Source organism: Allochromatium humboldtianum, from assembly GCF_013385175.1.
In the GTDB taxonomy this organism is placed as follows: domain Bacteria; phylum Pseudomonadota; class Gammaproteobacteria; order Chromatiales; family Chromatiaceae; genus Thermochromatium; species Thermochromatium humboldtianum.
This window is the reverse complement of record NZ_JABZEO010000024.1, coordinates 1-14,274: the sequence shown is the minus strand read 5'-3', so window position 1 is coordinate 14,274 and position 14,274 is coordinate 1. Positions and strand designations below refer to the sequence as shown.

Below are 14,274 nucleotides of genomic sequence, written 5' to 3'. Positions count from 1 at the left end.
TCATGCGCAGACCCATTTCGCGCGCCCCTCAGCTATTTGTGATGGGGCTTTCCGTCATCCTGGTTCTGCTGTCGTCGCCGACGCAAGCGGGCTTGAAGGAAGCCATGAACGAAATGTTCGTGGGAACGTCCACTAACGCCCAGGCGATTGAAACGCAGCGGCTGCACGGAATCTATGGCGGATCGATGACACTACGCCCCATGGGGCGCGGCATCAATATCGTGCAGTTTGCCGCGCCGCGCATCGATGCCGGCTGCGGCGGTATCGACATCTTCTTCGGCTCTTTCAGCTTCATCAATGGCGAGCAGTTCGAGCAACTGTTGCGCTCGCTGGCCTCAGCCGCTGTCGGCTATGCCATCAAGGCGGCGATCCAGGCCATGTGTGACCCGTGTGCCGCCATTCTGAGCGAACTTGAAGCGGCGATTCGCGAACTCAACGCCCTGGCCAAGAACACCTGCGCCATCGCCAACGCCATGTTCAGCGACAACGGTTTTGAGAAGCTCGCCGAGCGCGCGCGCAAGATCGGGACGCATCTGGCCAGCGCCGCCAACAAGACCGCCGACTGGGTCGCCGGTGAGAACAAGTCGCAGAGCAAGACCGTCAGCGAGGACGTCAAGGAAAACGTCGCCGAGGAAAATCCCGTCGTCGGCAATCTGGTCTACCGTGCCGCCAAGGAAACGCTCAACAACGGCGCCAATACCCTGAAAGCCTTCCTGAGCGAACAGGAGGCCATTGAACTGGTCATGGGGCTCTACGGTACGGTGATTGTGCTGCCGGATGCAGACTCCAACGAGGCCAGCACCAATACCTGTCCATCCGGGGTTTCAGCCGAGCGGTGCGACAAACCGGCCGAATACCTGGGTGCCTCGATCCCGACCTGGGATGTCCTTTTTTACCCGCGTCGCCACGTCAAAGACGGTGTGCCGGTCTGGAAGTGTGGCGGTGAGAACTGCACCCGGCCGATCACAGGCAACATCCCCCTGGGCACCTGGGGCGGGGTCGAGGATGCGGTGAATCTGGCCATGTTCGGGGTGGCTGAACCGACCGGGGTGGCTGATTACACCGCCGACTCGATCGTCGGCTCGATTCTCAATGGCGGGGAAGGCGGGCTGTCCACCCGCGCCCGACAACTGCTGGCCGTCATGCCGATGCCGATCTATCGCCAGCTGCTGGAAATCCAAAAATCGCCCGGTGCCGTGGCCATGATCGGCGAACAGGTTGCCAAGTTCCTGCCGGATTTTTTTGCCTACCAAATGGGCGTCGAGTTCGTCAATATCGGTAAAAATGTCTTTACCAAGCAAACCAAGGCCACGCCACCGCCTGCTTTTGAGGCTGAACTTAAAGAAAAGTCTGCGGCCCTCATCGCCATTCGTCCGAATTGGGAAAAGATGATGGACTCCTTTAACCACACAACGCAGGCGGTCATCAACGTGCAGCGATTGACTGTTTCGCCATTCTCGACCGGATCGAATTAAGAAGGCCGACCCCATGTCCTATACGATCTATACCATATCGGACCCGCAAACCTTGGGCGTGGCCATGAACGGCATGGCGCTGTTCTTCGGCCAGGAATCCTGGATCGCGAGCGCTTTGCAGACAGGATTGGTCTTGTCTTTGATTTTTATATTGGCTCAAGGGGTATTACAGAAAGGATTGCGGCTTGATGTGATGTTGCTGCAACTGATTGTGGTCTGGGGCGCCTTCTTGCCCAAGACCACCGTGGTTATCGAGCAATTCAATCACGAAGCCGCACCTATCGTGGTTGACAATGTGCCCTATGCCATCGCCATCCCCGGCGCCGTGGCTGGTGCCTTTGCGCTGTATATGACCGAGAAGATCGAAACAGCGGTATCCGGCGTTGACGGATATCCGATTTCGGTTACAGGAGCCGAGCATCCCTTTACGCCGGCTAAAGTCTTGCTGGGTTTTGCCTCGTGCCCTAGTGATCCATTGAAGTGCCTGGATCGTAATCTGGCCGAAACCATGCGCAATGGTATTCGGTATTGTGGTGGAAGCGATCTCTCCAACATCCGGTTTCACAAAGTCAGCAACGTCCTTGAGGAATTTGCCAACACGATGACCCGCTCGGGCTCGACGGTCATCTATACCCAAGACAAACCCTATCAAGATGGCGGTGGCGGCGGCGAAGCGACCAGCTGCTCAGGGGCGCGGTCCCATCTTTTAGGCGTCGCTTCAGCGATCGATTCGGGCGAATTTGGTGCGTTTACGTCTGCGGCTCAAGGGATCGTGAATCAATCCACCAGTCGTCGCTATCGTGGAAATACCAGCGATATTTCACTGGATGATGCTCTGACGCTGGTGGCTAATGTCACCGATGATATTGGTCGAATCGACGCATTGGCATTGACCAATGTGATGACCTACTCGATTGCCGCGCAACTGGCCTTAAACGCCTCAAGTCCCATCGACCAGATGAATGTCATCAGGGCTGACAATGGGCTTTTCAGGTGGGCCGAGGAGTACAGCTATACGGCCTTTATGATGTCAACAACCGCCCCGAAAATGATGGACATCCTGTTCTTTATTTTTATCGCGGCAACCCCCCTGATCATGTTTGTTGTCGTGGCCAATCCACAGAGCGGTTTGAAAACCGCCGGTTCTTACGTCATGTTTGGCATCTGGACCCAAAGCTGGACACCTGTCATGGCGATCGTCATGGCTTGGTATCAGGTGGAAATTGAAAACTACTCGCAACCTGGAACAGCCGGCGTTACGGTTGAATATGTATCCGGCCTCATGCGGCATGTGATGGTCTCGACCATTACGGCCAGCAAGATGATTGCAAATGCGCCATTCATGACGTTTGCAATTTTGACCGGCAGCATGTTCGCGCTCTCGCAAATGGTGAGTCGCCTCACCAGTTCCGAGATGCCTCGCTACAATCCGGATGTCGGTGGAGAAATGAAAGGCGCTGGCGGAAGCGGTGGAGCCGGCGCCTCCGCACATCGCGATATGGCCCTCGGCAAATTGGCCAACTTGTATGGCGCTCAAACGGCGTTGGCGGGCGGCTTGGGCTCGGCCCCTGTTAGCGGTGACGCCAATGCCGTCTTCGGTTCCGGCGGCCTGTCGACGATCTCCGTGGGCAGTGGACTGAGCGACGCGATGGGCTACAGCAGCCAGCAAACGCTCTCGGCCAAATCCGGCGTCAATGAGAGCGTTGGAAAGCTCTTGAATGTGGCGGAAGGTCTCAAAGAATCCGCCACGCAGACGCAAACGGCCGGCACAGGCGGGTCGTCTCAAACAGATTTCACATCCGGTACGGCACGGGAAGCCGGAGTGACAAGCACGGATGGATCGCAAACGCAGAGCGGCACAACAACACGGGCCGGTTCCAACAACAGCTTCGCGTTTTCCGAAGGACTCACCGTTTCAAAAAATCTGCTGGGTGGCATCAGTCAGAGCGCGGGCGAGGAGAGTCGCGATACCAGTTTGCCGATGGATCGGCGCACGTCGGCGGCGGGCGTCGAACAGGCCGCCCGCGCCGCCCAGCAGGCGATCCAGGAGGCGGCAACCGCTGGAGGCAGCAATGCGGCCCTGAACCAAGCGGCGCAACAGGCCGCCGACGCGGCACAGCAAGCGGCCACCAATCACGACCAACGATTTGCTGGAGGACATGGCGGGAAGACCGGCGGCATTCTCAAGCGTGCGCTGGCCATGTTGCCGGATGTGCGTATTCAAGGTGGAGCAAACGCCCAACAGGGGAATACCCAAGCCGTCGAAGGTTCCTTTGGTGAAGGGCATACAACCGCAACGACAGGGAGCGATTCAACCAAAGTCTCCTCTACGTCGGGCGAAAAAGCGGGAACGGGATCTGATTACAAAAATACCGACCAAACCTCGCAGGGTAGCGAACGGACGCGCCAGGCGATCGACAATGCACAACAGGCTGTCAGCCGTCTGTATGAGGCCGCCGCCAACGAGAGCGCCATGCGCTCAATGCAATCACAGCTGCAATCGAGCGGAACGCAGCAACTGGGCGGTGCCCAAGTCACCAACCAGTATGGCGACATGATGCGTGCCACAGGACAGGCCTCGGGGACATCCGGGGAGGCACTCAATGCACTAATGGCAAAAATGGCGCCTGTCTTCAGTGGTCAGGGTGAGGCGTTTGCGCAATTCCAGCGCGAGGCACAGAACAATCTCCCGCAAATGGAGATGCACGGGCGTGGTTCCATGCTCAATAACGACCAAAAAGCCGCCGCCGCCGCCTGGCAAGCCCTGTCCAGAATGGCCAACAGTGGCGATCTGTCGCATCGGGTACTGGGACAGGCCGGTGCCTTGCAGATGGCGCAGGCCGCCGGCATGCACACCGCCGTCGATCCCATGGCGTTGGCGGCACAAGCCGGCTCACTGGCTGGATTGAGATCCGGTGTGGAGGCGCAGGTTGGCAGTTTTGGGGCGGGCGTCGATTATCAGATGGGATCCGCTGGTGGGGCTGGTCACTATGGCGCCCCCCGCGGTGAGCCTATGGGGCGGACAACGGCGGCGCGACGCGAGCAGTTCGGTGCCATGATCGATGCGGCCGCGCAGCGCCATGGACTGGATCCGGCCTTGCTGCATGGGCTGGTTCGCGCCGAATCCAATTACAACCCCAATGCCGTTTCCCCGGCGGGGGCAGTGGGTCTTGGCCAGTTGATACCTGCCACCGCTGAGCGCTTCGGTGTGCCGGCCAGCCAGCGGACCGATCCGCAACAAAACATCGAGGGCGCGGCGAAGTATCTGCGCTTCCTGATGGATAAATTCGGCGGCAATGAGCAGCTGGCCCTGGCCGGTTACAACGCGGGCGAAGGGGCCGTGATGAAGCACGGCAACAAGATTCCGCCTTACAAGGAAACGCAGGCCTATGTGCCGAAGGTGCTCGGTTTCGCCGCTCAGGAACGAGAACGGCGCGGTCAGGGTATGGGTGGCTTTGACCAATCACGTGAGCAGCTGCAAAGCGAAGGCGGCGGGTTCCGCTCTACCGTCGACGCTGGGCGTCGTGAGACAGCCGGTCGAGTGGATGCACGAAGAGACGAAATCATCCAGAGAGGTAAGGATTTGGTGGCCGATATGCAGGGACTCATTGGGAACGCCGTTCAACGCGGCGAGATTGGTTCGGATGGTCAGCGCCTGAATGCCTCCGAATTGCAGGCGCTTCAGCGCGGCCTGTCCAACATGGCGATGCTTCCCACTGAGGCTGGAAACCAAATCTTCCTGCAAGGCGGAAACTCCTCGTCCCTGGATGCCGTGTTCTCCGGTCTTCAGCAGATGGGTGTGCCGGAAAACGCTCTCAATTACCTGCGCGATCTGCTCGGCAGTACCCCGACACAGGATGGCGTTCCCATCACCAGCCCCGCGCCTGGGGCGGTAGGCGGACCAACCGCGTCGACGCACATGGACAGTGCGGCTGGAGGTTCGGGGCCGGTACTCGATCACGCTCGCCTGCAAAACGATCTCGGATTCGGCGGAAGTCTTCGGCAAACGGCCACGGCCGATGCCGGAGCCTCCCCAGGTTCGATGTCGGATGTCGCCACGCTTCGCCAGCACACCGAGGCGAGCGCGTTGGCACTCCAGGGCGGGCAGGCCAATCTGGACAGTGCGACGACATCGTACCCGGCACCCGCCTACAGTTCCGCCAGCCAGTCGGCTATGGCCGCTGATCAAGGCGCAGGCGCTTCGGGGTTCCAGGCGGGGGGCGCTGGAGCACCGACTGGATCGCTTCAATCGAATGAGCCTGGATCATCACACGGCACGTCCCAGAACTCGACATTTGGTACTCAAGGCGACTCGCCGGCCTTGAGCCAGGCCGCGAGCGCTCAGGGCAGTCCCAGTTCCATGAATGCGACAAACGACAGTGGCCCATCGACCGCACCGACGGGCGGTCACGGTGAGGCGGGCGCAAGCCAGGGGGCCGTGGCCAGCGCCATGACCGCTTCTATCGCTGCCGGGGGGGCGGGTATGACGGTCTCGATTGACGAGGCGCGTTTGCAGCAAGACCTCGGAAGCGGAGGCGTGCTGCGGCTGACAGCCACAGCGGACGCTACCAGCGGCGGTGCAATGAGCGACGTTCAGACGCTTATGCAGCGCTCGGACGCCAGTGCGTTGGCGCTCCAGAGCGGACAGACGTCCGCCCTGGGGGAGGCACAATCGGCACAGGGTCAGACGCCGAATCCGTCGCCGGCAACGTCAAACGCAGCATCGGTCGAGTCGGCATCGCCACCGTCCCAAGGGCTGTCACCCATGGCTTCCAATCAGCCGGTGACGCCCCAGGAGCCTCAACAGTCGCAGGGGCAGGCCATGCCGACGACGCAGCCGGTAACGCCCCAGGAAACTCAACCGTCGCAGGGGCAGGCCATGCCGACGACGCAGCCGGTAACGCCCCAGGAAACTCAACCGTCGCAGGGGCAGGCCATGCCGACGACGCAGCCGGTAACGCCCACTGAACAGGTGCAGACAGGCCAAGGTCAACAGGCAACTGGTCCAACGAACGTTCAAAACGAGCCGGCAGCACAGCCAAACCAGGGAGCAAACCATAGTCATACGACGGCGGCACCGATGGAATCGTCGCTCTCTGCCTCAGCGCCGACACCCAGCAGCCATACAGAGCCCGGTACTCAAGCTCAAAGCCAGACTATGAGCAGCGGGACGATCGAATCCGGAACAACGAGTGCAACAAACTCGTCGACGGCCACGTCTAATGAGCCGGCGTCCCAAGGATCTCCCGCACCGGTACAGCCCAACGAGCCGACAAGTGGATTTATGGGAAGCGGTCCGGCGCAGACAGAGAACAGTTCCGCCTTAAATGGCAGCGGTTCACCCGTGGAAACCCGAACCGTGGAGACCCAGAGCCATACCAATACGGTTGAGACGCACAGTCAGGTCGTCGAAACGGGAGGAGGCTCCTCGTCTGGCGGTGGTCTTCCAGAGATCGGGGCCATGAGTGGTGGATCGAGCGAACCGACCATGATTGTGTCGGCCCCGTCTGCATCGACCGACACGGGATTCAGCGGTAAGCCGAACCAAAAGGGATCGGCTGTTGTCGACGCCCCGACGGGGGGCGGCGCGAACAAGGGCAAGCCGCCGATGCCTGGGCGGGATTGATCAAGACGCGCGGCAAACCCCGTCCTTCAGGGCGGGGAGGATGTCAACTCGCATAAACGAGGTTCCCGTCCCTAAAGACGGGATTTCTCGCGGAGAAACCGATGAACACACCAAATTCGATTTTTTTCACCCCCGCGATGGTCGTCGCGTACCGGGGCGACGTCTCGGCGCTCAAGGCGATCATCCAGCGTAGCGTCTTGGTTCAGCCGCGCCCTCCCGAAGGGCCGGCGCAGAAACGGACGCGACGCTCTTCCGTTTGGGAAGAGGATTGCGGATACAAATTTGGAGCCTTGAATCCGGCCGATGAAGGGCGTGGATTGGCCGCCAGTCTCTTCTCCGCGGTGCCGGACGAAGAAGAGCGCCGCTTTTCGTCCGGAAACCCAGACTTTTTCTAAAAAAGATACAACAACAAAACATTGTAAGTTTCTTGTAGAATCAAGAGCCTGATCGGACTAAAATCCGGTCAGGCTTTTTTCTGCGAGAACCTCCATGCGACCACTCCATCTTGCCTTGCCGCTATCGGCCGCCGTCAGCCTGGCGGGGTGTTCGGACTCAGGGCCGCCCCCAGTACCTGTCACGCTCGTACCACCGGTCGGTGTGAGCACACCGGAAACGACGGCTCCCCCCCTTGCCCCTGAAGCCGTACCGATTGCGCGTACCACCCCAAAACCCACGCCGCCAACCGAGCGCGATCTTTATGACCGCATGACGGCGCGCGCCCAGCAGGGCGATGTCGAGGCACGCTTCGAGGTGGCCATGATGCATCTGCTCGGGAAGGGCGGAGCGGAGAAAGACCGCGGACTGGCCCTCGAAATGCTCAAGCGCGCCGCCGACGACGGCTCACAGCGGGCGGCCATCAATCTGGCCAACCTCCTGATCGAGAGTGATCGTGAGCAAGCGCTGACGCTGTATGAGAAAGCCGGAGAAGCCGGGGATATCGACGCGCTCCGGCACGCGGCGTTCCTCCTGGCCTACGAAACCGATGGCTCCACGCCGACACAGGACACGGCGCGACTGGAAAAAGCCCAGAACTATCTCAAGGACGCAGCGGCCAAGGGCGACCTGTTTGCCGAGGCACTCCTGGGCAAACTGCTGCTGGATCTCGGGCAAACGCAAGAGGCCGTGCGCTGGCTCAAGAAACCGGCGCTCGCGGGCGTGGCCAGCGCCATGGAGTCCGTGCTGATACTGGCCACTACAGCGCCTGACGCCGTCGACAAGGCACTGCTGGCCAAGCTCAAGACCATGCTGAACCTCGAGGAGAAGCCGAGTTGAAATCCTCTTTCTATCGTGCTCTGACCGCCGCTTCCGTCGCTGTGCTTGTGAGCGCATCGGTCTGCGCTGAAACCCCGCCGTTCGGCACCCGACAACCCCAGGATACGGAAGCCATGGTACGCGAGGCCCGCGAACTGTTGGCGCAACAGCGCACGCGCGAGGCGTATCTGCTTCTCGAACAGGCCAAAGCGCGCGGCAATGCCGAAGCCTACCGGCTGTTGGCCAGCCTTTATGAAGGCGGTGAAGGTGGCGGTGTGGCCCCAGTGCCCTTCATCGCCCGTGACTTCTATTGGATGGGCGCTCTCAGTGGCGACCCGGAATCGATGTACCAGGTCGCGCAGCGCTACTTCGACAAGGGCAACCAGGAGGATGGGATGAAGTGGCTCGTGCGTGCCGCTGATCTTGGATACCCGGCGGCCAATCTCATGCTCGCTCAACGGGAGTTTCAGCACAACGATCTTGCCAATGCTCAGCGGCATCTGAAAGCGGCTCTGGAGGCCGGATACCCGGAGGCCAAGCATTTCCTGGTCTCTCTCTATGAGACCGGAAGCGGGGGCTTTCCCCAGGATTTCAAACAGGCGTTCGCGGTGCTCGATGAACTCGCGAAGTCCGGCGATGCGAAAGCCATGCATTCGATGGGCTTCTATTTTTTTCGTGGATTGCATGGCGTTAAAAACGACGAAGCTGCCGCGCATTGGTATCACGAAGCGGCCAAGGCCGGATACGCCGATTCGATGTTGGCGTATGCCTGGCTCGCCGAGAGGGGACAGGGAACAGAGAAGGATATCGCCGAATCACGCTGGTATCGCCAGCAGGCAGAAAAAATTGCCCAATAGCAGGCGGAATTGGCCTCAGTGCAGATTAAGCGCGATTTAGAGGACGTACAAATGCGGCATACGCTTTTTCGATTAAAAATAAAACATTGGTCTATTAGCTTTTTTCTTCTGGCCATGACGCTTATGGGCGCGCCGGCGCAGGCTAATATTGCCACGCAGTCGACCTGGATTGTTGGCTCGGGCGCACAAATACTTGGTGGCCCTGTAAATTACAGATATATTGACTCGTGTCGTATAGGTAGTTCTTACAGCCTCGATAAGATCGAATATAAATACAAAATATCCACAAGCGGAACATGGACATCAGGACAATCAACCATCTCCCCATGGACATCGAATGGTTTAACCATTGACATTTCGTCGCTAAGCGCAGGGCAGACGTATAACGTACAATGCCGTCTATGCTCTGGCGGAGCGTGTAGTATTTGGAGTCCTACGCATACTTTTTCAACCCCAGGATCAACGTGTAACCTGCCCTGGGGCGGCACATTAGCCAATGGCAACAGCGTCACAGCCTATCAATCGAGTTCTGTTCCCTTCGGATCATCTTGCACGAGCCAGACGCGCACCTGTACCAATGGCTCGCTGTCTGGAAGCTACACCAGCCAATCCTGTAGTGTGCAGTCACCTTCACATTGTACCGGCACACCCTGGGGAACCGTTTCACACGGCAACAGCGTCACGGCCTTTCAATCGAGTTCCGTTCCCTTCGGGTCATCTTGCACGAGCCAGACGCGCACCTGTAATAACGGCTCGCTGTCTGGATCTTACAACGCCACATCCTGTAGTGTGGCGGCCCCAGCCAACTGCACAACCCAAACATTGAACTGGGGTTCATCGAATTACTGCTCCGGTTCGGCCAGCAGCGGGACACATGGCACCACGCGCTCGCTGACCAACGGTACAGCGGGGGCGGCAGGCTCGGCGACGGCAACCTGCAATAACGGAACCTGGAGCTTGAGTGGAACATCCTGTTCGGCCAATCTGGCAGCGCCAAGCTCGCTGTCGGCCACAGACGGAACCGTCTCAAACGGTATCGATATAACCTGGGGCAGCGTCTCCGGCGCTTCCAGTTATCTGCTTCAGCAACGAAAGCAGGGGACATCCTCATGGAGCACTCTTTATTCGGGGGCGGCGACGTCCTATAACTGGACCGGACTTTCCGATGAAAGCGTCTACGAGTTCCAGGTTCAGGCATCAAATGTCCTGGGGAGCGGATCATTCTCAGCGATTGAAACGGGGTTTATTCGCAAACTCATCGATCCGAGGTTTATTTCTCAGTCCGGCATTCCGTCTAAGATCGGTATCGGGCAGTCTTTTAGCTACACGCAAACTTGGAGCAACGACGGATCAGAGACCTGGACAGCGGGTGGATCTTACGGTACTTCGCCATTTAATCCATCCGACACCAGCGTTTGGAACCAGGGCTTCACAGCGTTTACATCGTCGGCCTCTACAAATGGTACGGTGACAACATCGCTAAGCGCCACAGCCCCCTCCACACCAGGCATCTACCCTTTGCAGCGGGTTTTCACAAAGGGCGGCGTCGAGTACGGAGCGGCATCGACGTCTGTCTCCATTGTGGTCATGGATACCCCAAAATGTTCAGGGGTTACGGCGAATACGACCACGTTTTACAACAAGGATAATACGGTGACTGTAACCATTAGCGGAGCCTTAGCCAATTCGGTCGAATCGGCGTTCGTTCGCGTATGGAGCGACGCTAATGGCACGGATGATGTGCGCGATTACACGGCTACCTCGCTGGGTTCAGGAAATTGGCGCGCCACGGTCCCTCTCAACAATCACGCCGACTTTGGCGCTATCCAGATCCAGGCTTGGGTCGGAAGTACGGTGTTCCCGGAGGTCAGCTGCGCCTCCACCAGCGTCAACTATGTTGAGCTTCCGATTCCACAGTTCACGCTCACCCCCACGTTAGGCAGCTTTACCGACGAGTCCATTCAGGGGTTTGTCGTGGATCGGGCCAACGGGCTTTTTGCCAAGGGTGTCGTGACACTGGGCGATGCCTTCAATACCCTTAAGACCAAAATCGAGGTCCGCAATGCCGGGGACGTTGTGGTTGCAACCGTGGGGAATGTGACAGCCGGGGCTGAATCCAATCTCACGACCAACCATACTTCCGGGGATGCCTGGACCATGGCGTCCGGGTCCATTCGCGTGACCTACGCTGATACGGATACCGCCTCCCAAGGCAAGGAACTCATCGTCCCTATCCGCTGGCGGGTCGCGCCTATGCTTATGGACGTGGGCCTGACCTATGGTGAGCGACTGCCGCTCGCGGCCACGGCCAGCGTCCATCGAGGCGGGAGCTACAGCCAGGAGTCCCATGGTGCGTTTGCCGCTCGCCTGGAGCGCCATCCCAGCGGGGCGGCGGTCGCGCCTGAGCAGGCCGTCAACGCGGGGCTCTCCCTGTTCGACAGCGGCCTGGATTACGCCACGCTCTACAACGCTCCCTTGGTCGCCGTGATGCGCGCGCTGCCGCCGGATGGCGTGACCTTGCTCAGTGCAATCGAATTTCGCAGCACAACCGTCACTCCACCAGTCTTGCCGCCGGCCACTGTCGATGCGACCGATGGAACACGCGAGGATGATGTGGAGATCACTTGGCCGGCTCTCGCTCCCGGAAACGACTTCAAGTACCGCGTTTATCGGGATGGCACTGAAATCACCGATAGCGCATTGGGTGTCTCCGGCACCTCTTTGATCGATGAGCCGCCGGAACGGGGCAAAAACTATACGTATGCGGTGCGCTCGATCCTGGGAGGCAACACCAGCGCACAGGCAACCGAAGACACCGGATTCGTGCCGCTGTGTCGCGCCGCGCGGCTGATTGGTGCCTCGCTCAACGCCGACATGAGCGCGATCAACGGCCTCATTGAGCGCTGGGACTGCCTGGAGGGACTGGAGGCTACGCAGGCGATCAATGCCGGCTCGGCTCAACCTTTGCCGCTGCCTGGCCCAGGTGAGTATCGAGGCTTCAGTATCCCACTCTCCCTGAGTCTTCCAGATGGCTCGCATGTCCTCAAGCTCGGCCTTGAGTCGGTGGGGGTGTCTATCAATGCTTCGCGCACCTATGACGTCCCTTTCACCCTGGATCGTGCTTCGATCACATTCAACAACCTTTCGATCCTCTACAACGGAGCGGCCGCCGCCGATGGGCTGACGGCCGACTCCATCGGGCGCTTTGGTATCCGGATGACAGGCGGGTCGGGAATCGGCTTTGCCGAGCATGTGGGCGATGGATCTGGTAGTGATTCCGAAATCGGTCCTGGCGAAGATCCAGGCGAAGGCGAACTGCCCGATTAAAAAACGGCCTGTCCCGTCTCAGGCGGGACAGGCGCAATAAAGGTTAAAAACGATGTATCAAAGACGCCGACATCCTTGGGTATTTTTGTCCATCTTCATGCTGATGCTTGGAAGCGTGCCATCAGCCTGGGCGCAGTCCGGCGGGTCGCCGCAGGTCTCGCAGGAGATTTACAAGCATGCGCTGACATCATTGCCGGTGTTGCCGTCCGGGATCTCTCTCGGCACGAGCACGACGCGCTCTGTTCGCCCTGATCTGCAACGATTGACTGATGGCGGAGCAATCCTCAATGAGGGCGTGTCGGCCTATACCTCCGGCGCATTGCTGAATGTGGGGCAAACCTATGGCGATGGACTCGCCGGTGAACTCGGGTTGCGCCTGATGAGCCTCAACTTCGAGCGAGATCAGACGTTGGCCTTGGTCTTTTTCATGGTGCAGCGTGGCTGGCAAGATCAAAACGTCGAGCCATTGATCGACCGGCTGGTCGAGCGCTATGCCCTGTATACCTCACCCATCTTTGTGCAGGACGGACGAGGTGACAATGCCGATCGGTACGTTCTGTTCAACCTGGAGCGGTTCATTGTGGAGATCGCTATACCCGAGAATGGATCGTTTGCTCAGGTGACATTGGCCACACGAGAACGCTATGAAACGATCAAAAAACAAGAGGGAACGGCCGATTTGCTATTTCCTTGGCTGGGAATCGAACTAAATCGGTGAAGGGAAAAATGCGGAGTCTAGGCATTTTAGTTTCGGTAATAGCTATCCTGGGAACATCCTTGACCGTGGCTGCATTGGAGACCTCGACTCGGAGAGATGTTCCAAGCCATCCCCTGCCGCAGGCGCTCGCCGTTTTCTCGACACCGGCTTCCTCGCCTCCACCCCCAAAAACACACGCAACGAGCGAGGCTCCCGGCCTGCTCCAATGGAAAAAAACGCGGATCAACTTAAACTACGAATTGCATTTTTGACATCCTCTCCGGCCTGAAAAAAGCCGGAGACTCCTACAGCACTCAGGCGTGGCATTGAGCCGCGCCTGAGTCGCTTCGGTGGATTCCTGCTGCTGGCGACCCTATGCCGGCGTGCTTGTACGCGATGCGCTCATCAAATTCTGGATCCGGTCACGCAGATTTTTCGGGTCATCGACGCCCTTAAAAACGATGTCAGCGTCCGACTGAGCCGCCGATGAAAATGAAACGTCCCCCGTATTCATCAGTCGATCGATAATGCCTTGTTGAAGATGTACGGCACGCACATCCGCTAATCGGATACTGCTTTCGTTGCGCGAGATCAACCCTTTGTTGCAGATCAACCGCCCATCGATCAGACTGTAGACCATCGAATAACGTCGAATAACGACAATCATCAGAAAAAGCGTACCTATCACGACGAACAGGGGCGCAACAAAGTCGGGGACGATCCCAGTGGGCATCACATATTTGATGTATCCGGCGCAGTAAAAAGCCGCGGCAATGATCGACAAGATGTCGAGGTAGTTGTTCCAGGACGGGCGAATCACAAAGGTTGACTCGAGATTTTCGTTCATCGTTTTTCCCACATAAAAAAGCCCCAAAAAGGGGCTGACTATCACGACTCAGGGCCGCAGCAGAAGCTTTTTCCAGTCGTCGCCGTCCGTTGGGACGGGCAACGAGTCGACGCGATCACCCCGCACTTCATAGACCAGCGGCAGCGTGTTCAATCGCGCCAACAAGGCCTGGGTCGAGTTGTCGTCGAGGCGAA

Annotated in this window: 8 protein-coding genes; 7 read left to right on the top strand and 1 reads right to left on the bottom strand. The window is 58.8% G+C overall.

The genetic code is table 11. The annotated features are described in order from the left end of the window. Positions 1 to 2 precede the first annotated feature (2 nt). The 7 genes from HW932_RS19835 to HW932_RS19805 all read left to right on the top strand — a co-directional run bounded on the left by HW932_RS19835 (position 3) and on the right by HW932_RS19805 (position 13,254). The gene (locus HW932_RS19835) at positions 3 to 1,475 is read left to right on the top strand and encodes a conjugal transfer protein TraH (RefSeq protein ID WP_176978194.1); all 1,473 of its coding nucleotides are present in this window, start codon (positions 3 to 5) and stop codon (positions 1,473 to 1,475) included. Positions 1,476 to 1,488: 13 nt separating this feature from the next. After that, on the top strand, positions 1,489 to 7,101 hold the full coding sequence (locus HW932_RS22135) for a conjugal transfer protein TraG N-terminal domain-containing protein (protein ID WP_176978193.1): 5,613 nt from the start codon (positions 1,489 to 1,491) through the stop codon (positions 7,099 to 7,101). Positions 7,102 to 7,202: 101 nt separating this feature from the next. Further along, positions 7,203 to 7,496 (top strand): hypothetical protein, encoded by a 294-nt coding sequence (locus tag HW932_RS19825; RefSeq protein WP_176978192.1) that lies wholly within the window; start codon positions 7,203 to 7,205, stop codon positions 7,494 to 7,496. Between the two features lie 310 nt (positions 7,497 to 7,806). Next, positions 7,807 to 8,373, top strand: a complete 567-nt coding sequence (locus HW932_RS19820) for a tetratricopeptide repeat protein (RefSeq protein WP_222932461.1) — start codon at positions 7,807 to 7,809, stop codon at positions 8,371 to 8,373. Next, complete coding sequence (locus tag HW932_RS19815; RefSeq protein WP_176978190.1) at positions 8,370 to 9,209, top strand: tetratricopeptide repeat protein; 840 nt, start codon at positions 8,370 to 8,372, stop codon at positions 9,207 to 9,209. The genes HW932_RS19820 and HW932_RS19815 overlap by 4 nt, the downstream gene beginning before the upstream one ends. A 957-nt stretch (positions 9,210 to 10,166) precedes the next feature. Further along, positions 10,167 to 12,536 (top strand): GBS Bsp-like repeat-containing protein, encoded by a 2,370-nt coding sequence (locus tag HW932_RS19810; protein WP_176978189.1) that lies wholly within the window; start codon positions 10,167 to 10,169, stop codon positions 12,534 to 12,536. 52 nt (positions 12,537 to 12,588) lie between these two features. Beyond that, positions 12,589 to 13,254 carry a hypothetical protein gene (locus HW932_RS19805; RefSeq protein WP_176978188.1) on the top strand — a complete coding sequence of 222 codons (666 nt, stop codon included), beginning with the start codon at positions 12,589 to 12,591 and terminating at the stop codon, positions 13,252 to 13,254. Positions 13,255 to 13,606: 352 nt separating this feature from the next. Here the strand turns inward: HW932_RS19805 and HW932_RS19800 are convergent, their stop codons facing one another. After that, a complete protein-coding gene (locus HW932_RS19800) occupies positions 13,607 to 14,080 on the bottom strand; it encodes a PH domain-containing protein (RefSeq protein WP_176978187.1) in 474 nt (157 codons plus the stop codon). Between the last annotated feature and the right edge of the window lie 194 nt (positions 14,081 to 14,274).